Origin of the sequence: Uliginosibacterium sp. H1, assembly GCF_036017065.1 — a bacterium.
Taxonomy (GTDB): Bacteria; Pseudomonadota; Gammaproteobacteria; order Burkholderiales; family Rhodocyclaceae; genus Uliginosibacterium.
On sequence record NZ_JAYXHR010000001.1, the window covers coordinates 83,613 to 102,619 of the forward strand.

Here is a 19,007-nt window from a genome sequence, read left to right on the forward strand (position 1 = left end):
GCTTACAGGGTGCGGTTGGCGCTGACGAAAGCGGCCAGCGCTGCAACCGAGCGGAAGTGCTCGCGGGTTTCGGCCGCCTCGGCCGCGAGGTGGATGCCGTAGCGCTTCTGCAGGGCGATGCCCAGCTCCAGCGCGTCGATGGAGTCCAGGCCCAGACCCTCGTTGAACAGCGGCGCATCGGTGTCGATGTCGGCCGGCGTGATGTCCTCGAGATTCAGGCTGTCGATGACCAGTTGCTTGATCTCGTCAACAAGTGCTTGCATGGAGTTTGAGTTCCTCGGTGAAGTAGTCGCGCAGCGCGGTGGTCAGCGCGCGGGCTTCGAGCGCGGCCTCGCGCTCGGGGGGGATCAGGGATTCGATCGGCATTTCCTCACGGGCTTCCACGACGAAATGCGGGCGGCGCTGCGGCACCTGCCACCAGGGCGTGCCCTTGGTGAGCATCGGCTCCGACGAGCTGATGAGCACCGGCGTGAAACGGCGCTCGCCGCGTACCGCCACGTTGGCCGCACCGCGTTGCAGTTGCATCGGCTGGCCCGGCTTACTGCGCGTGCCCTCCGGAAAGATCACCAGTGTATTGCCGGCGCGCAGCGAGGCAATGCAGTCTTCCACCAGTTGCGGTCCGCCATCGTTGCGGATGAAGCCGGCGATCTTCAGCGGCCCCATCATGCAGGGGTTGTCCCACAGCGAGGCCTTCACCACGCAGTCCGGCCGTGGCACGACGGAGATCAGCAGCACCACGTCGATCAGCGAGGGATGGGTGGCGAGCAGCAGTTGCCCGCCGCGCCGCAGGCGCTCGATGTCGCGCCATTCCACGCTGATGACGCCGACGATTTCCATGAGTCGCGTGAAGAAGCGGAAGCTGTAATGGATGAAGCTGCGCGCCCAGCGGTTGCGTCGCTTCGGATTGCGCACCAGCGCCAGCACCGGCAGCACGATCATCAGGACGAACAGGCCGCCGAGGCCGAACACGGTGAAGCAGAAGCCGGTGGCGAGGATGCGCCACGGGCGGTCGATTGCACGCGCGAAGGTGCCGACCAGGGCTTTCATGCCGCGCGCCTCGCAGCGTCGACGGCCGTCAGTTGCCAGCACTGTGCCGGCGTGCGGACGAGGGTGTTTTCACCACGCAGCAGACCGCGCAGGCACTGCAGGGCGCCCGGGATGTCGGTCGTCGCGGGCGCCACCGTATCCGGCGACGCAGCGAAGCGCCATTCGTCACCGGCACGCAGCGCCAGCGCGAAGGCATAGGCCTGCTGCGGCTCATCGACGAACGTGGCGAAGATTTCCGGCATCGGTTCCTCGCAGACGGCAATCCAGACTTCCTCGTGGCCGTCGGAAAGCAGTGTCGCTGCTTCGATGAACGCGGCGGCAAAGCTGTCCGCCCCTGCCGCAACGGCGGACACCGGCGCGGCAACCTGACGGTCGATGGTGTACAGGCCCGGCACCGCATTGTGGACGGCCACGCTGAAACCCTGGGGCGACAGGCCGCCCGTGGCGTGGCGTTCTTCCAGCAGCGCCAGGCAGCGCGACAGTTCGCCGTGGCGGGACGCGAACACGATGGGCTGGCCGGTGTTGTCACCGAGGCCGAAGAGGGTTTCCAGCGCCATGCGACCGTAGCGCCCCAGGCGACGGCGCAGCATCGGTGCCATGGCCGCGACGGCGGGTGCGTGCTCGACGTCGTCGCTGCGGCCGTCCTGTGCCCAGGCCAGCCAGGCGGCCGCGTCCGGCAGGCGGGGCGCCCAGGCGCACCAGCGGGCGAGCGAGAAGTGAAGGGTCATGGCGGTGCTTGCGGACATGTCGCTCGGGGTGCCGTTCAGGGCCTGGTTGCCGCGCGGGCCACGGGCACGGCTACGCTGCCGTGCAATACGGCACGGGTCGCGCGTGTGGCGGTGGAACGAAGCTGGAAGGCGGCAGTCATGGTCAATGCAAATCCACTGGAAACCCGGCCCGGCAAGTGACTGGAACGCCGGGAAACCCGCAATTTTAACCTGCCCGGTCTGCCTCGCGGGGCGCCTGAAGCGGCATTACAGCCTCCAGGGGTTCCAGATGTGTGACGGTTTGCGCGCCCGGCAGGCGTGCTGCCAGCGCGGCCTCGATCTCGTCGAGCAGGCCGTGACTGGCATCCACCCGCCAGTCACCGGGTACGCGCACCTTCACGCTGATGAAACGGGCATGGCCGCCGCGACGGGTCTGCAGTTCGGCAAAGTGCAGGCCGCGCGGGCGGAAGCCCTCCAGTACGTCTTCGATGACAGCCAGGTCGTCGGCCGGCAGCGCCTCGTCCATCAGCCCGCCCACGGCACCGCGCATCAGGCGCCAGCCCTCGGCCAGGATGCGCAGCGCCACCAGTACGGCGATGGCAGCGTCCAGCCACAACCAGCCGGTGGCCAGCACGGCCAGCAGACCGATGACCACGCCGCAGGAGGTCCACACGTCGGTCATCAGGTGGCGGGCATCCGCCTCCAGCGCGACGGAGCGCAGGCGTTGCGCCGCGCCGGACAGCACGCGCGACACCGCAAGGTTGACGGCCGTGCTTGCGGCCGTCAGCCACAGGCCGATGCCCAGGGTCTCCAGTGGTTGCGGTGCCCACAGGCGCGGGATGGCGGTCCACAGGATGGCCGCCGCGGCCAGCAGGATCAGCGTTCCTTCGAAGCCGCTGGAGAAATACTCGGCCTTGCTGTGGCCGTAGGGATGGTCTTCGTCCGGCGGTGCCGCGGCCACGATGACCATGGAGAGCGCGAACACGGCGGCAAACAGGTTGACGAAGGATTCCAGCGCGTCGGACAACAGGCCGACCGAGCCGGTGAGCCACCAGGCGGCCAGCTTGAGGCCGATGGTGGCCAGCGCGGCGACGATCGACAACCAGACGTAGCGGGTGGCACCGGGACGGGTGCTGGAACTGGCGGGCATGTGCTGCAGGGCCGGCAGGCCGCGGTTCAGAGACCGGTTTCGCGCGCCTTGCGTTCGCGTTCGACGCGCAGGATGTAGCGCTGGATGGCGTTGGCCATCGGTGTGCTGAGGTCTTCGAACTGGCAGCCGGCGCGCAGGGTCACCACGCCACTGCGGCTGGTCAGGCGGAAGAGATTGCGCACGCGCAGCTTGGTGGTGACCGGGCCGAAATCCGGCAGGTCGATGCGGCAGTTCTCGAACACCATGTCGGGCGCGAAATCGGTACCCGCCGGCGGCACGATGACGGCGAGACCGCCACCGGAAATGTCGACGACCCGCGCTTCCATGCGGCCGCCATCGGGCAGCGGGATGACGCAGGACAGCGCGTGGGCGGTGGGCGCGTGCAGGCGGTAGTACTCGCGGCGCTGCAGGCGCAACAGGTTGTCGGGCAGCGGCGCGCGGAGGGCCGGCAGGCCATCGGCCTCGGCACGTTGCAGCTTGCTCAGCGCGAACTGCACCTTCACCTTGTCGAGCTGGGTGATGCACAGCAGGCGCTCGGCCAGCAGCGCCTCGGCATTCAGCGCTTCGTCGCGGGCGACGTCCAGCAGCAGGGAGCGCTCGTCTTCGGACACGCCGATGACGCTGGTCGTCAGGAAGCGCTCGTTCGGTCCGTAGTAGGCCGTGACCAGGCTGCGCTTGTGCGCGAGCTGGCGCAGCACGAAGGCGATCTCGCGACGCTCGGAGAGCAGGTACTGGGTGAGGTTGTCGGCCTGCAGCAGCTCGAAGCGCGGGGCGGGTTGTTGGGTCTCGGTCATGCAGGTTCGGACGGACTGGACACGGGCGAGGAGTCGGCGTGCGGCGACTGGGGCAGCGCGGCACTGGCGGCGACTATATCACCGGGCAATTGCGGCGGCGGTGCAGTAATGCCTGCTTCCAGACGGTAAATCCAGGCCAGCAACTCGGCCACCGCGACATACAGCTGCGGCGGTATGCGAGCGTCCAGGTCCACCTGCATCAGCAGGGCGACGAGCTCGGGTGATTCATGCACGAAGACATTGGCATCGCGCGCACGATTGATGATTTCCTGCGCCAGCACGCCACGGCCCTTGGCCACCACGCGCGGCGCGGCTTCCCCCTGGCCGTATGCCAGCGCGACCGCCGTGGCACGCGGGTCGAACTCACCGTTGTTCCTGCCGTTGCCCTTGGTGGCCTTGTTCATGTGCCGGACCCCGACGGGCTCTCCAGCGACATGCCGGTCAGCGGCACGCCGGCCGCCTCGAGCGCCGTGGCCAGCTCGTTCTGGTGCGCACGCATGGTGGCGATGGCTTCCGGGTTGGGCGCCGTGATGCGCAGGGCCAGGCCGGCAGGCGTCAGGATCAGTTGCGCATCGAGACCGCCGAGACCGGGCAGCAGCATGCGGATGTCACTCTTCCAGGCGGCGAATTCCTCGTCGCTGCCTTGCTGGCCATCACCGCCCTGGCCGCCATTGCCGCCGCGAGGATCTTCCACGGTCCAGTGCATGATCTGGCCCGGCCATACCTGACCGGTCCAGGTTGCCTGCTGGGTCGCCAGGGCGTCGAGTTGCTGGTGCACGATCGGCCCCACGCTCTCCGGCATGCGCGCTGCGCCGCGGGCAGATTCGGCCGACGTGCCGGTCGTGGTGGTGTCGCCGTTGGCCAGGCGCGCGGCCTCGTCGGCGGTTGTCATATCGTTGCCGGCCAATGCGGCCTGCTGGCGTAGCGCGGGGGTGTCGCGCAGGGGGGCCGCCTGCCCGCCCGGTTGCGTGCCGTCCTGTGCGGACGCTTCGGCTGCCGCGTCAGGCAGGGGGCCGCCGGCGGATGTGCTGGCGAGGCGTGCCTGGGCCTGCGGTTCTTTCAGCAGGCTTTCCAGCGGCAGCTCGCCATCCACCCAGCGGGCCTGGTGTGATTCGTAGAACAGGCCGCTCTGGCTGACTGCTTGTCGTAGTGCCGGCGCCAGCTGCGCGGCCAGGCGCGCGCCGAGCTGGGCGTTGGGGGTTGCGGCCGTCTCCGCGGCGGACGAGGCATTGCCCTGCCGGGGCGTCACCGCGGCCGGCGAAGTGTCCACCAGGGGTTTGCCGCTGTTGAGCTGGACTTCCGGGTCCGTTTGCGAATGCCGCCCGGTCAGCAACTGGCTGATGATCTGGCCGGCATGCGAGAGTTGGGGGCGCGGCTGCGCCTGGGCGGCGGGCTCGGCGAGGCGGGCCGTGACGGTGCCGTCGGCCTTCGGGCGCTCGGTCACCACCAGTTCCAGCACGTCGCCTTCCTTGGCGGATTCCGGCAGGGCCAGCGTCATGTTGCGGCCGGCGACCAGGGCCTTGAAGGTGCCGTCCGGCAGGGGGGACTGGATGAGGGCGTTGAAGCGTTGCCCGAGTTCGAAGTCCGGCAACTCGCTGGCGAGCGAAGTGCTCGCCGTGAGCGGCTGGATCTGGGACGCGATGAGTTCGCGAAGGCGGGTGGCGAGGTCGGCCGGAATCACGGTCGACTCCCGTCAGCGGGTGAGGATTATTCGCCGAACGCCTGGTAGGCCATGCGGACGTTGCGGGTGCGGGTACCCGCCGCCAGGAAGCTTCGCACGCTCTCCATCCAGGGTTCGGTATAGCTACGCACGGTGCGGTCGTCTTCCAGCATGCGGCGGATGAGCGTCAGCTTGCGCTCGCGCAGGGCGGGGTCGGACAGGCCTTGCGGCGCGGTGATCGGATCTTCGCTGACCAGGCGGTTGCGCAGGCCGGCGACTTCCTGTTCCAGCTCGCACAGGCGGTCCCAGTCTTCCGCGCGGGCGGCGTCCACCATCTGCCCGGTCAGGCCACTCATGGTTTCGTAGAGGTGCAGGCTGCTCATGGCGTGACTTTCTCGCCACCGTTGGTGACGCTGCCCATGTTCTCCCACGCATCCTTGAGATCCGCCAGCAGGTTGGAGATCTCGGTCAGCGTGGCCTGGTTGTTCTTCAGGTTGGCGAACAGCAAGCGTTCGCACATGTAGTCGTAGAGCGTACCGAGGCGCGTGGACAACTCCCCGCCGGCTTCTGCGTCCAGGCTGGCTTTCAGCCCGTAGGTGATGATCTCGATGGCCTTGGAAATGTTCTGGCCCTTGGCGGCGGGATCGCCTTTTTCCATCGCGATGGCGGCGCTGTTGATGGCCAGCAGGGCGCCGTCGAACAGCATGACGATCAACTGGTGCGGATCGGCCGTACCGACGCCGGTTTCGACGCCGACCTTGGCGTAGGCGGAAGCGGATTGGGTGGTGAACATGCGTGTTCTTTCGACCGGTTAGGAGTTGGCGGCCAGCGCGGCAAGTTGCTGGGTCAGGTAGTTGCCGGTGCTGGTGTAGCTGGCCACCATGGTGTCCAGTGCGCTGAACTGCCGGCGATAGCGGGCCTCGATGGTTTCCATGCGTACTTCGAGCGCCTCGATACGCTTGGTGTAGTTCGTGATCGTCTTGTTGATGCCGTCGGTGCGCGAGGTCAGCACGCCTTCGGTACCCAGGAAGTCGGAGATCTTGCTGTCGATCTGCTTGCCGAAGCCCGCCACGCCGTTGGTGTCGGCGAACAGCGCGGACACGTTCTTGGTCGGATCGGCCAGCGCGGCCTGGAACTTGGTGCTGTCCAGCGACAGGCTGCCATCCACGGCGATCTTCACGCCCACTTCCGACAGGCGCGTCAGCGTGCCGCCCGACAGCGTGCCGCTCACGGTGGCGCGCAACTGGGACTGGATGCTGCGCACGGCGGCGTCGCCGTTCAGCGTGCCGGCCTTCTTGCTGGTCGCGTCGTAGGACGTCTGCGTGCGGATGAACGAATTGACGTCGTTGTAGGCCTTGATGAAGGCGCTGACCTTGTCTTCCACCGCCTTCGCGTCGGTCGTGACCGCCAGCGTGGTGGGCGAGCCGGTGTTGGTCTTGGTCAGGTTCAGCGTCACGCCGTTGATGGCGTCGGTGATGGTGTTGGACGACCGCGTCACCTCGATGCTGTCGATGGTGACCTTGGCGTCCAGCGCCGAGGTGATCTTCTCCATCGAGCCCGTTTCGCTCGCCGGGTTGTAGTCGAAGCCGCTCAGGCCGGACAGGCGGAAGGTATTCGTCGTGCCGGAATTCTTGGAGGTCAGCACCAGGCGCGAGCTGGTGCCCTCATTCACGATGGACGCGCTGACTTCGGCGCCGGATGCGTTGATCGCATCGCGCAGGCCGGCCAGCGTGTTGTTGCTGCTGTTGATGACGATGTTCTTCGTCTTCGTACCGTCGGCAGTGAAGGCGCCGCCGGTGGTCGTGCCCAGCTCCAGCGTCAGCGTGCCGGTGCCGATCGTCGCGCCGTTGGTGACGGCAGCGGACTTCACCTTCTGGAACTGCGCGAGCTGGGTGACCTCGATGCTGTACTGGCCGGCGACGGCACCGCCGGAAGCGGTGGCACTGGCCACGTCGGTCGCGGCGACGCTGGTCTTGAACGCGTTGAACGTGGTGCCCGTCGACAGGGCCTTGGCGGCGGTCTGCAGGTTGGACAGCGCGCTCTTCAGGCTGCCCAGGGCAGAGAGCTGCGTGGTGGCGCCGGCGCTACGCGTCTGCAACTGGGTGATCGGCTGACGCTCGAGCTGCATCAGCTGCGTCACCATGTCTTCGAGGTTGAGGTTGGAACCTACCCCGAGCGATGTGATCGTGCCTGCCATGATGTGCTACCTCATCTGACGCCGCACGGCCTTGCGCAAGGATGCCTGCGCCTGGTCAGTGCGTCGGACCGCGGAACTGCCCGTCAAACTTTCTGTTTGACAAACAAACCCGAGAACTTATCCAGCGACCGCGTGATGGCCAGCAATTCTTCGCTGGGCATCTGGCGGATGACTTCCTTCGTCGTCGCGTCCACCACCTTGATGACGGTACGGCCTGTCTCGTCATCGATCGAGAACTGCAGATTGCGTGCCACGGGGCCTAAAGCTTGACGGACTTCATTCATGGCACGGTCAACCTGTTCTCGAACACTTAGAGCGGAAGATGTCTGTTCAGTTTGCGCGGTTTGTTGTGGAGCTGTGGACTCGGTGGTCGCAGGGGCTTCCGCGGCAGGTCGAGCCGGGGTCACGCCCTGGGGGCGACTCACAAGTTGTCCAAGCGGCGGCGGTACGGGTTGGATCGCCATGGTGCTACCTCCTTCCTTGCCGGTGCCCTGCGGCCCGCGGTTCCGGCTTTCGCCTCGACCGCGGGATGGGCGTGGGAGCCCATCTTCCGGTTCAGAGTTTTTTCTGTGCGTTTCTCGTTGTTTGCCGTTGCCGGCGAGGATTGCTTCTGCAATCCCTGCCTGTTACTACGGCATACCCGTCGTCGCCTTGAGAATCTTGTGGATTCAATGACTTCCGAAGGGCTTGAGAACAATTACGGCGCTGTGAAACGCCAGCACAGGGTTAGCTGACCTTCTTGGTTTCCAACTGTGACAAACCGCCCTGGTCTCCCGAAAATACTCCTGCAAAACAAACGTTTACGAACTGACTGAAAACACCGTGCCGGCCAGAAAAAACAGGGGGCCATGTCCCCCTGTCGTTTTTCCGGCCTCCGATCAGCCTTGCAGCAGCTGCAGCACTTGCTGCGGCAGGGCATTTGCCTGCGCCAGCATGGCGGTACCGGCCTGTTGCAGGATCTGCGAGCGGCTGAGGTTCGCGGTTTCCGCCGCGAAGTCCGCGTCGATGATCCGGCCACGTGCGGCCGCCTGGTTTTCCACCGCGATCTGCAGCGAGGAGATGACGGCACTGGCGCGGTTCAGCGCGGCACCGAAACCCGCGCGGGTCGTGGTGATGGTGTTGATCGCCGAATCCAGGTTGGTGATCGCGATCAGGGCGGTCGAGGCCATCGTCACGTCGATCGACACGCTGCCGATCGCCAGCACCGAGGCGCGCAGGTCGGCGGTGGACACGCTGATCTGGTCGTTGGCCGTGGTACCCGCACCGATCTGGAAGGTGAAGGTGGTGGTCAGCGAGTTCAGCAGGTTCACGTTGTTGAACTTGGTGGCCTGGGACAGGCGTTCCACTTCGGCGCCCAGGGCGGCGAATTCCACCTGCAGGTTGGCGCGGTCGCCGCTGTTCAGCGTGCCGTTGGCGGCCTGCACGGCCAGCTCGCGCATGCGCTGCACGTTGTCGGCGATCTGCTGCGAGCCACCGTCAGCCACCTGCATCAGCGAGATGGCGTCGTTGGCGTTGCGGATCGCGACGTTGAAACCACGCACCTGGGCGTGGATGCGTTCCGCCACGGCCAGGCCGGCGGCGTCGTCCTTGGCGCTGTTCACGCGCAGGCCGGAAGACAGGCGTTGCAGCGATGTCGCCAGCGAATCCTTGGTGGTGCCGAGGTTCCGCTGCGCGTTGAGCGACGGCACGTTGGTGTTGATGGTCATTGCCATGTTTGGCTCTCCTTCGTCATTGCGTTATCACGCCGCTCGGTACGGTTTTGCGGCAACAGCCGACGGGCAGTACCGAGTCGCAGGGGTACTGCGCGGCTGGCCGGCTCGCACTCCAATTAGCAGCGAGCGTGCCAGCTTGACGAAAGCCAGTCATGGCAAGGGTTTCAGGGGTCTTGGGCGCGTCGGCGCAAGTTGCGGTCGAGTGGCCGAGCGGGGTGGGAGAGGGCCTTTTTTTCCGGCGGGGCGGCAGTCTTTGCCGCAGTGTTGCCGCCCCCTGCAGGCATTCGGCGGAATGCTGGCGGACTTCTGGTGTGTGCCTGGCGTGTGTCTGGCGCGCCGTGACGCGGGGCGCTCAGCCGCCAGACAGCACCGCCCCCGAAAAAGAAAAACCCCGCCGGATCGCTCCGGCGGGGTGTGAGGCCGGCGCCCCGAGGGGCGCGGTCTGCCTTTGTCTGTCTTAACGCAGCAGGCTCAAGACTTGTTGCGGCAGCGCGTTGGCTTGCGCCAGCATCGCCGTACCCGCTTGTTGCAGGATCTGCACGCGGCTGAGGTTGGCCGTTTCCGTCGCGAAGTCGGCATCGACGATGCGACCGCGGGCGGCCGACTGGTTCTCCACCGCGATCTGTAGCGAGGAGACGACAGCCTGGGCACGGTTCAGCGCAGCACCGAAGCCGGCGCGCGTGGTGGTGATCGAGTTGATCGCCGAATCCAGATTGGTGATCGCAGCCAGTGCGTTGGACGCCGTGGAACCGCCGACGTTGATCAGGGTGGAGTCCACCGACAGGCCGGCGGTGCCGGCCGTCAGGGTCTTGGTGTCGATCGTGATCTGGTCGTTGGACGTCGTGCCCGCCCCCACCTGGAAGGTGAAGGTGGAGCTGCCATTGGTCAGGTTGATGTTATTGAACTTCGTGGCTTGCGCCAGTCGTTCGATTTCACTGCCCAGGGCGGCAAATTCCACCTGCAGGTTGGCCCGGTCACCACTGTTCAGCGTGCCGTTGGCAGACTGGACGGCCAGCTCACGCATGCGCTGGATGTTGTCCGAGATCTGCGCGGCGCCGCCGTCGGCCACCTGCATCAGCGAGATCGCATCGTTGGCGTTGCGGATCGCGACGTTGAAGCCGCGAACCTGTGCCTGGATGCGTTCCGCCACGGCCAGGCCGGCGGCGTCGTCCTTGGCGCTGTTGATGCGCAGGCCGGAGGACAGCCGTTGCAGCGAGGTCGACAGCGAGTTCTGGGTGCTGTTGAGCGAACGTTGCGAGTTCAGCGACGACACATTGGTGTTGATGGTCATTGCCATGTTTATCTACTCCTGGTTGCCTGTCCGGTGGCTTAGCGCAGCAGCGACAGCACTTGCTGCGGCAGGGCGTTGGCCTGGGCCAGCATCGCCGTACCGGCCTGTTGCAGGATCTGCACGCGGCTCAGGTTGGCGGTTTCCGTCGCGAAGTCGGCATCCACGATGCGACCACGTGCGGCCGACTGGTTCTCCACCGCGATCTGCAGCGAGGAGGTGACGGCGTTGGCGCGGTTCAGCGCGGCACCGTAACCGGCGCGGGTCGTGGTGATGGTGGTGATCGCCGTGTCCAGGGTGGTGATCGCGGCCAGCGCGGTCGATGCCATGGTCACGTCGATCGACACGCTGCCGATGGTCAGGATCGAGGCACGCATGTCCGAGGTCGACACGCTGATCTGGTCATTGGACGTGGTACCCGCGCCCACCTGGAAGGTGAAGGTCGTGGCGGCCGAGTTGGTCAGCGCGATGTTGTTGAACTTGGTGGCTTGTGCCAGACGGTCGACTTCGGCGCCCAGGGCGGCGAACTCCACCTGCAGGTTGGCGCGGTCACCGCTGTTCAGCGTGCCGTTGGAGGCCTGCACGGCCAGCTCACGCATACGCTGCACGTTGTCGGAGATCTGCGCGGCGCCACCGTCGGCCACCTGCATCAGCGAGATGGCGTCGTTGGCGTTGCGGATGGCGACGTTGAAGCCGTTCACCTGCGCCTTGATGCGTTCCGCGACGGCCAAGCCGGCGGCGTCGTCCTTGGCGCTGTTGATGCGCAGGCCGGAGGACAGGCGTTGCAGGGACGTCGCCAGCGAGTTCTGGCTGCTGTTCAGCGAACGTTGCGAGTTCAGCGACGAGATGTTGGTGTTGATGGTCATTGCCATGATGCGTTTCCTTTATCTTTTGTCCGTAACCGGGGCTTAGCGCAGCAGCGACAGCACTTGCTGCGGCAGGGCGTTGGCCTGGGCCAGCATCGCCGTACCGGCCTGTTGCAGGATCTGCACGCGGCTCAGGTTGGCGGTTTCCGTCGCGAAGTCGGCATCCACGATGCGACCACGTGCGGCCGACTGGTTCTCCACTGCGATCTGCAGCGAGGAGGTGACGGCGTTGGCGCGGTTCAGCGCGGCACCGAAGCCGGCGCGGGTGGTCGTGATGCTGTTGATCGCGGAGTCCAGCGCGGTGATCGCGGTCAGCGCGGCGGCGGCGTCCGAGACGCTGATCGTCGTACCGATACCCAGCGTGGAGCCACGCACGTCGGCGACGGACACGGTGATCTGGTCGTTCGTCGTGGTGCCGGCGCCCACCTGGAAGGTGAAGGTCGTCGAGGCGTTGGACACGGCGATGTTGTTGAACTTGGTCGCTTCACCCAGGCGGCTGATTTCAGACGACAGGGCGGCGAATTCCACTTGCAGGTTGGCGCGGTCGCCGCTGTTCAGGGTGCCGTTGGCGGCCTGCACGGCCAGCTCACGCATCCGCTGGATGTTGTCGGACACCTGGGAGGCGCCACCGTCGGCCACCTGCATCAGCGAGATGGCGTCGTTGGCGTTGCGGATCGCGACGTTGAAGCCGTTCACCTGTGCCTTGATGCGTTCTGCGACGGCGAGGCCGGCGGCGTCATCCTTGGCACTGTTGATGCGCAGGCCGGAGGACAGGCGTTCCAGCGAGGTAGAGAGCGAGTTCTGGGTACCGTTAAGTGCGCGCTGGGAATTCAGCGAGGACACATTGGTGTTGATGGTCATAGCCATGATGCATTTCCTTTATGGTTGCGTTTCCCACTTCGGTCTGGCTGCTTCATCGCCTTGCGACGCTCTTGCCTGTTCCGTTGGCTCGTGGGCGGCTGGTCATTCGTGCCAGCCAGTCCCTAGCCATGAGCCAAATAACGACGGAAAAGCCCCTCACTTCAGGGTTACGCTGGCCTTCAGGCAGAGATATTTTTTTCATGCGTCAGAGGGCTGCCCGCAAAGCAAGCAATGGCGCGGGTTTCCGGGTGGCCTGCCTTGCTGTAAATAGGCCCCTGACGGCTCAAGTTTCAAGAAACGGTCGCCGATAACACGGTTAAGCCCGGATTGCGTCCGTGCCCCGCATGTCGGTCAAATACGTGAAAAGAATCGTGTCTGCGCGCCCGCGCTGGCATGACCCCATGCACCCAGATGCCAGCGCAGCGTTGGTATAGATCGGGAAGACGATGACGCAGACACCCCCTCAGCAGCCGGCACCCGGCGGTATCGAGGAAGGCTGGACCACCCTCCAGGAGGCCTACATCCAGAAGCTGATGGCCACTTACCAGGCCAATCTCTTCTTCCTCCAGAAGAACTTCCCCCGCGTCTTCGAGAAGATCATGGGCCGGGAGCTGCCCGCTCCCTTCACCGTCGGCCCGAATGCCGAGATGACCATCTACTCCGGCCGCCACCACGGTGACGCCAAGGATCACGTGGAGCTGGGCAAGATCCTCATGTCGGTCTTCGACAACCCGAAGACCCGCCCGCGCATCGTCGTGGACACCGCTTACCTGAACGACCTGTACAACGTCGCGCCCCACCAGGACATCCCGTACTTCCATACCTATATAGAGAAGGAATACCGCACCGAACTGGTCCAGACCTTCATGGACATGACGGCGGGTGAAGGCGAGCGCCTCACCCTGGCGGATTTCGGCGACAAGAAGCTGCCCATCGCCATCGTGTTCGGCAGCGGCTACGGCTGGCACCTCGACCGCCTGGTGGACGACTACGAGATGCGCCACCTGTTCATCGTCGACACCGACATCGCGCGGCTCAACCTGTCGCTGTACCTGGTGGACTACGTGCTGCTGGCGCAGCGCTTCGCGCGCACCGGTTTCCACTTCTCGATGGCCTGCGACGAAGATCCCGACATCCTGGCCGACCAGTTGCGCCACGTCATCTACAACAACTGGCCGCCGTACTACGTCCAGGGCGCCGGCCTGTTCTTCAACGACTACGACTCGGAGAAGGTCCGCACCCTGTGGGGCACGCTGCAGCGCGACCTGTGGACGCTGTACCGCGGCTGGGGCTTCCTGGACGACGAGATTGTCGGCCTGAAGCAGGCCGTGGAAAACGGCGTCGACCACCCGCCGGCCTTCACGCGCGCGCCGCTGGACATGCCGCAGGATTCGGTGGCCGTGGTCATCGGTGCCGGGCCGTCGCTCGACACCCTGGTCCCGCTGCTCAAGGCCAACCGCGAGCGCATGGTGGTGTTCAGCTGCGGCAGTGCCGTCACCGCCCTGGCGCGCGAAGGCATCAAGCCGGACTTCCACGTCGAGATCGAACGCACCCTGCTGACCTGCCGCTTCCTGGAAGACCCGGTCACCAAGGCCTTCATCGCCGACGTGCCGATCATCGCGCTGACCATCATGCACCCCGACGTCTTCGAGCTGACCACCACGCCGCTGGTGTTCTTCAAGGAAACCGACCTCGGCACGGCGGTGGGCGATTTCTTCAACGAGTATCCGCACTTCCGCAGCGGCCCGACCTGCACCAACGGCGGCGTCGGCCTCGCGCTCAAGCTGGGTTTCAGCAAGATCTTCCTGGCCGGGGTGGACTTCGGCTTCCGCGACGAGAAGCGCCACCACGCCAAGTCGTCCATCTACTACGACGAGGAAGTCGAGATCGACCCCGGTCTCATGAAGTACGTGGACAACGTGCACGCCGAGCACAAGGAAGACACTGCCCGCACCGTCGAGGCCAACTTCGGCGGCGACATGCTCTCCACCGAGATCTTCATGCACTCGCGCGACTCGATGGCCATGACCATCAAGGAGCATCCCGGCCCGCAGGTCTTCAACCTCAACGACGGCGCGCTGATCAAGGGCGCCCAGCCGCTGAAGCCCGAGGACTTCCACATCGACGCCACGCCCGCCACCAAGCAGGCCACGCTGGCCGCCGTGATGACCGCCTTCACCCAGGACTACAGCCGCGATCCGCTGGAAAACCTGTCCATGCTGGAGGTGCAGCTCAAGGCCGTGCGCGAGGACCTCACCCGCATCGTCAATGGCGAGTTCCGCGACGATCCCGAGCTGAAGACCAAGATGGACGTGGTGGATCGCCTGTACGACATCCACTACTACTTCTTCCAGGCCAAGCACCAGTCCACGCAGATATTTCCGCTGATGCGCGGCTCCATGCTGCACATGGGCCGTTTCTTCTACGACTGCGTCAGCCTCTGCGCCACCGACGAGAAGGCCACCGAGTTCGGTCGCTTCGGCTTCGACCTGATGCTGCGTTTCATCGATGCGGCGTCGGCCGCGCTGGCGCAGCTCCATGAAGTCGGTGCGGAACGGAAGGAATACAACAAGGGGCGTCAGAAGGTGGCAGTCAATTGAACGCAGCTTTCGTGACCGCCGCAGCGATCACCGCCCCGATCACCACCGCCCTCACGCCCCGTCATTCCCGCGAAAGCGGGAATCCAGCGACTTTGTTTTGTGCTCTTGGTGTTGTGCCGGCTCCCGCCGAAGGGCCGGTGGCTTTACGTTGCGCCGAGCCGGGAGTTCGCCCCGGCGGGCGAGGTACTTTCTTTGTACGGACAAAGAAAGTACCCAAAGAAAGCCGCCCCGCTTGCGCCGCCGCGCTGAAGCGCGGTGCCCTGCGCTGCTCGACAAGCCGAGCGGCTCCGCAACTCGCCCTCAGTCTGTCGCTTCGCTCGGCCTTTGGTGCTCAAACATGCTCGCCGTCGCGCTACGCGCGATCCCTCGGCTTGCCTGCGCTGCTCGGCGGCTACAGAGGGGATGGGGGGGCGTGCCGGATCGCCACGCCTGGGGGCGACGTTCGTTCTGAAAGCAGCCTGCATGGAACATCGGCTTCCGAGCTTCCGCGCTCGCCCGCCTGGATTCGCTATTCGCGCCATCCCCGCCGTTCCCTGAGCTTGTCGAAGGGCGGAAATTACGGTGCCGCTTGTCGGACTCGAACATGACCCGAAAAGTCCTCATCACCGGCGCCGACGGCTTCATCGGCTCCCACCTCACCGAAGCCCTGGTGCGCGCCGGCTACGACGTGCGCGCCTTCGTGCTCTACAACTCCTTCAACAGCTGGGGCTGGCTGGACGAAGCGGCGCCGGACGTGAAGGGCAAATTCGAAGTCTTCGCCGGCGACGTGCGCGACCCGCACGGCGTGCGCACCGCCATGCAGGGCTGTGACGCCGTGCTGCACCTCGCCGCGCTGATCGCCATTCCCTACAGCTACCACTCGCCGGACACCTACGTCGACACCAACGTCAAGGGCACGCTCAACATCGTGCAGGCCGCGCGCGACCTCGGCGTCAGCAAGGTGGTGGTCACCTCCACCAGCGAGGTGTATGGCAGCGCGCGCTTCGTGCCGATCACCGAGGAACATCCGCTGCAAGGCCAGTCGCCGTACTCCGCCACCAAGATCGGCGCCGACGCGCTCGCGCTGTCCTTCCACGCCGCCTTCGGCACACCCGTCGCCGTGCTGCGCCCCTTCAACACCTACGGCCCGCGCCAGAGCGCCCGCGCCGTCATTCCCACCGTCATCACCCAGATCGCCAGCGGCGAGCGCCGCATCAAGCTCGGCGCGCTGACGCCGACGCGCGACTTCTCGTTCGTCGCCGACACCGCCCGCGGCTTCATCGCCGCGCTGGAATCCGACCAGACCATCGGCACCGTCACCAACACCGGCAGCGGCTTCGAGATCTCCATCGGCGACACCGCCCGCGCGATTGCGGAGTTGATGGGCGCCGACATAGAGATCGTCACCGACGAACAACGCCTGCGCCCCGCCGACAGCGAAGTCGAACGCCTCTTCGCCAGCTACGCGAAAGCGGAGGAGCGCATGGGCTGGCGGCCGGAATACGGCGGACTGGAAGGCTTCAAACGGGGGCTGGGAGAGACGATTGCGTGGTTCACGCAGGCAGGGAACCTGGGGCGGTACAAGGTGGGGCAGTACAACATTTAGGTTCTGAGATGACAGTAGATGCTTGGCTCAAAGCAAATGCTTTTGGTTATGCCGACCTGTCCGATGAAGAGACAGAGGCCATCAGAGACTTCTCTCTTTTGTGGAGTTTCTTCGAAGGAACGTCTCTAAGAGGAAGTGCCTCCGCGAACAAGATTCAGGCGCTGGTGGATCACTGGGAGGGTTTGGGCTTGTTGGACGCAGCCGACTTCTTGAACGAGCTTGAGTATTTCCGGAACCGGTATGAAGTCGGTGGTGCGCTGAACGCTAGCTTTGACATGCTGAATCTCCGTCAGCGAGACATGCCGGGACTGGTCTCTGACGTGATTTCACGCAAACTCGACGCTCCCAATGCCACCGTTGTTTCTCTGCTTATTGTTATCTATCGACTGAGAAACAATCTTTTCCACGGACAAAAATGGGCCTACGGGATCAAAGGACAACTATCAAATTTTCGTCATGCGATCAGTGTGCTAATGACTGCACTGTCACGGCCCCCATTGCCATGATCGGCGAAGGTGTTCATATCCGCATAGGGAGCAATAGGCATTGCGCCGGATGACGATGACCATACCTGAGTTTGAATTGAAGGAAGCTGATGAACCCAATCCGCGTGCCGTGCGCATGGGGCGTGGAACTTTGATCGGAGTTGGCGTTTTCCTTCTGGTTATTGCGGGTGTCTGGGGGCATTTCAATCCCAAGCTGAATGTGGTCTTCACGGCTTTCCTGTTTGGATGTGGCTTTGGGTTGATTTGGCTAGGCGTTGGATTGCCAGTGAAGCTTGCTGCTCATGTCGGCTTCAACTTGCCTTGGTTCCTGCAATAGGTGTAGGGCGCAATAGCATTGCGCCGAATGATTGATCGCTGGGCATGCGGCGCAATGCGCTTCGCTTATTGCGCCCTACGGTTTGGTTGGTGACTCAGCGGACGATTGGCCGCACATAGAAAGCGCTTCTCTTGCACACGCCGTTGGATCTCCCCGCACTGATCGAAGCCCTCCGCCGCGTTCTCCCCGAACGCGAGCGCATTGCCCTGCACGAGCCCGAGTTCGGTCTCGCCGAGCGGCAGGCGCTGCTCGACTGCCTGGATTCCGGCTACGTCTCCAGCATCGGCAAGTACGTCGATCGCTTCGAGCAGGAGCTGGCGGCCTACACTGGCGCTTCGCATGTCGTGGCGGTGGTGAACGGCACGGCGGCGCTGCACATCGCCTTGAAGCTGGCGGGCGTGGAGCAGGGCGATGAGGTGTTGATGCCGGCGCTGAGTTTCGTCGCCACGGCGAACGCGGCGACCTATTGCGGCGCGCGGCCGCACTTCGTGGATAGTGAGTTCACCTCGTTGGGCCTGGATGCCGCGGCGATGGACGAGCACCTGCGGCATGTCGCAGTGGCGTCGAAGGAAGGCTGGCGTAACCGTGAGACGGGTGCGCCGCTGGCGGCCATCGTGCCGATGCACACCTTCGGCCATCCGGTGGACCTCGACGCGCTGGTGGCGTTGTCGGAGCGCTGGCACATCCCGCTGGTGGAAGACGCGGCGGAGTCGTTAGGCTCTGTCTACAAGGGTCGGCACACCGGCCGCGCGGGACGCATCTCGGCGCTGAGCTTCAACGGCAACAAGATCATCACCACGGGCGGTGGGGGGGCGATCCTCACCGAGGACGCGAAGCTGGCGGAGCGCGCCCGCCACATCACCACCACGGCGCGCGTCGGGCGTGGCTGGACGTTCCAGCATGACGAGGCGGGCTATAACTACCGCATGCCCAACCTGAACGCGGCGCTGGGTTGCGCCCAACTGACGCGCCTGCCGGCTTTCGTGGAGGAGAAGCGGGCGCTGGCCGCGCGTTACCGCGAGGCCTTGCACGACGTGGCCGGGCTGAAGTTCGTGGCAGAGCCAGCCGACACCTGCAGCAACTACTGGCTGTGCGCCGTGCTGCTGGACGAAGCGCGTGGCAGTACGGCCAGTGCTTCCTGCGAGCTGCGCGATGCTGTGCTGCAGGCCACCAACGAGCTGGGCATCATGACCCGCCCGGCCTGGGACCTGCTGCACACCCTGCCGATGTACGCTGACTGCCCGCGCGCAGCGCTGCCGGTGGCCGAGGCGCTGGCCCGCAGGCTCATCAACTTGCCGAGTTCGCCGCAGTTGGGGCGGGTGTGATGGATGCGCTTGTCGATCCGGGTCGCGTCATTCCTCGCACAGCCGTTGCATACCCGGGACCCCGTAGGATGGGTTCGGACGAGCTTGCCAAACCCGGCGATAACCCACCGCTGGCTTGCGCTGCTGTGATGAGCGTACGAAAAACGGTGGGTTGCTTCGCGAACCCACCCTACGCACAGCGTGCAGCAACGATGATCGGCGTAGGTTGGGTTGAGCAACGCGAAGCCCAACAGCGGCTTGCATCGAAGGCTGCTCATTCAGCTTCGAGTGTTGGGCTTCGCTACGCTCAACCCAACCTACCGCCTTCTGCGATTCGCCGCACTCAATCCAACCGACGGTCTGGCAACTTCGCGCTCCTTCGCCTTTCTTCGCGCCCTTCGTGGTGAAAGACAG

20 protein-coding genes are annotated in these 19,007 nt (G+C 65.1%); 5 read left to right on the forward strand and 15 right to left on the reverse strand.

The features are described from left to right. Positions 1-2: 2 nt before the first annotated feature. The 15 genes from VVD47_RS00360 to VVD47_RS00430 all read right to left on the reverse strand — a co-directional run bounded on the left by VVD47_RS00360 (position 3) and on the right by VVD47_RS00430 (position 12,288). A complete protein-coding gene (locus VVD47_RS00360; protein ID WP_327601412.1) occupies positions 3-263 on the reverse strand; it encodes a phosphopantetheine-binding protein in 261 nt (86 codons plus the stop codon). Further along, on the reverse strand, positions 247-1,047 hold the full coding sequence (locus VVD47_RS00365; protein WP_327601413.1) for a lysophospholipid acyltransferase family protein: 801 nt from the start codon (positions 1,045-1,047) through the stop codon (positions 247-249). The genes VVD47_RS00360 and VVD47_RS00365 overlap by 17 nt, the downstream gene beginning before the upstream one ends. Beyond that, positions 1,044-1,793, reverse strand: coding sequence for a beta-ketoacyl synthase chain length factor (locus tag VVD47_RS00370; protein ID WP_327601414.1), 750 nt, complete (start codon positions 1,791-1,793; stop codon positions 1,044-1,046). The genes VVD47_RS00365 and VVD47_RS00370 overlap by 4 nt, the downstream gene beginning before the upstream one ends. Before the next feature lie 187 nt (positions 1,794-1,980). After that, positions 1,981-2,904: a cation diffusion facilitator family transporter gene (locus VVD47_RS00375; RefSeq protein WP_327601415.1), complete on the reverse strand. Its 924-nt coding sequence runs from the start codon at positions 2,902-2,904 to the stop codon at positions 1,981-1,983. A 26-nt stretch (positions 2,905-2,930) separates the two neighbouring features. Beyond that, a complete protein-coding gene (locus VVD47_RS00380; protein ID WP_327601416.1) occupies positions 2,931-3,698 on the reverse strand; it encodes a flagellar brake protein in 768 nt (255 codons plus the stop codon). Next, positions 3,695-4,102, reverse strand: a complete 408-nt coding sequence (locus VVD47_RS00385; protein WP_327601417.1) for an EscU/YscU/HrcU family type III secretion system export apparatus switch protein — start codon at positions 4,100-4,102, stop codon at positions 3,695-3,697. The genes VVD47_RS00380 and VVD47_RS00385 overlap by 4 nt, the downstream gene beginning before the upstream one ends. Then, positions 4,099-5,379, reverse strand: coding sequence for a flagellar hook-length control protein FliK (gene fliK, locus VVD47_RS00390; protein WP_327601418.1), 1,281 nt, complete (start codon positions 5,377-5,379; stop codon positions 4,099-4,101). The genes VVD47_RS00385 and fliK overlap by 4 nt, the downstream gene beginning before the upstream one ends. 26 nt (positions 5,380-5,405) lie before the next feature. Further along, on the reverse strand, positions 5,406-5,741 hold the full coding sequence (locus tag VVD47_RS00395) for a flagellar protein FliT (RefSeq protein ID WP_327601419.1): 336 nt from the start codon (positions 5,739-5,741) through the stop codon (positions 5,406-5,408). Further along, a complete protein-coding gene (gene fliS, locus VVD47_RS00400) occupies positions 5,738-6,151 on the reverse strand; it encodes a flagellar export chaperone FliS (RefSeq protein WP_327601420.1) in 414 nt (137 codons plus the stop codon). The genes VVD47_RS00395 and fliS overlap by 4 nt, the downstream gene beginning before the upstream one ends. An 18-nt stretch (positions 6,152-6,169) precedes the next feature. After that, positions 6,170-7,555 (reverse strand): flagellar filament capping protein FliD, encoded by a 1,386-nt coding sequence (gene fliD, locus VVD47_RS00405; RefSeq protein WP_327601421.1) that lies wholly within the window; start codon positions 7,553-7,555, stop codon positions 6,170-6,172. 83 nt (positions 7,556-7,638) lie between these two features. Beyond that, positions 7,639-8,019: a flagellar protein FlaG gene (locus VVD47_RS00410; protein ID WP_327601422.1), complete on the reverse strand. Its 381-nt coding sequence runs from the start codon at positions 8,017-8,019 to the stop codon at positions 7,639-7,641. Between the two features lie 414 nt (positions 8,020-8,433). After that, positions 8,434-9,267, reverse strand: a complete 834-nt coding sequence (locus VVD47_RS00415) for a flagellin N-terminal helical domain-containing protein (protein ID WP_327601423.1) — start codon at positions 9,265-9,267, stop codon at positions 8,434-8,436. Positions 9,268-9,724: 457 nt separating this feature from the next. After that, positions 9,725-10,564: a flagellin N-terminal helical domain-containing protein gene (locus VVD47_RS00420; RefSeq protein WP_327601424.1), complete on the reverse strand. Its 840-nt coding sequence runs from the start codon at positions 10,562-10,564 to the stop codon at positions 9,725-9,727. 32 nt (positions 10,565-10,596) lie between these two features. After that, positions 10,597-11,427, reverse strand: coding sequence for a flagellin N-terminal helical domain-containing protein (locus VVD47_RS00425; RefSeq protein ID WP_327601425.1), 831 nt, complete (start codon positions 11,425-11,427; stop codon positions 10,597-10,599). A 36-nt stretch (positions 11,428-11,463) separates the two neighbouring features. Next, positions 11,464-12,288 (reverse strand): flagellin N-terminal helical domain-containing protein, encoded by an 825-nt coding sequence (locus VVD47_RS00430; RefSeq protein WP_327601426.1) that lies wholly within the window; start codon positions 12,286-12,288, stop codon positions 11,464-11,466. 440 nt (positions 12,289-12,728) lie between these two features. Between VVD47_RS00430 and VVD47_RS00435 the strand changes: the two genes are divergently transcribed. The 5 genes from VVD47_RS00435 to VVD47_RS00455 all read left to right on the forward strand — a co-directional run bounded on the left by VVD47_RS00435 (position 12,729) and on the right by VVD47_RS00455 (position 18,614). Beyond that, complete coding sequence (locus VVD47_RS00435; RefSeq protein WP_327601427.1) at positions 12,729-14,882, forward strand: motility associated factor glycosyltransferase family protein; 2,154 nt, start codon at positions 12,729-12,731, stop codon at positions 14,880-14,882. 583 nt (positions 14,883-15,465) lie between these two features. Continuing rightward, positions 15,466-16,467, forward strand: coding sequence for an NAD-dependent 4,6-dehydratase LegB (locus tag VVD47_RS00440; RefSeq protein WP_327601428.1), 1,002 nt, complete (start codon positions 15,466-15,468; stop codon positions 16,465-16,467). A gap of 8 nt (positions 16,468-16,475) precedes the next feature. Next, entirely contained in the window at positions 16,476-16,973 is a 498-nt protein-coding gene (locus VVD47_RS00445) for a hypothetical protein (protein WP_327601429.1), read from the forward strand. A 49-nt stretch (positions 16,974-17,022) separates the two neighbouring features. After that, positions 17,023-17,289, forward strand: coding sequence for a hypothetical protein (locus VVD47_RS00450; RefSeq protein WP_327601430.1), 267 nt, complete (start codon positions 17,023-17,025; stop codon positions 17,287-17,289). A 143-nt stretch (positions 17,290-17,432) separates the two neighbouring features. Further along, positions 17,433-18,614, forward strand: a complete 1,182-nt coding sequence (locus VVD47_RS00455) for a LegC family aminotransferase (protein ID WP_327601431.1) — start codon at positions 17,433-17,435, stop codon at positions 18,612-18,614. Positions 18,615-19,007: the final 393 nt, after the last annotated feature.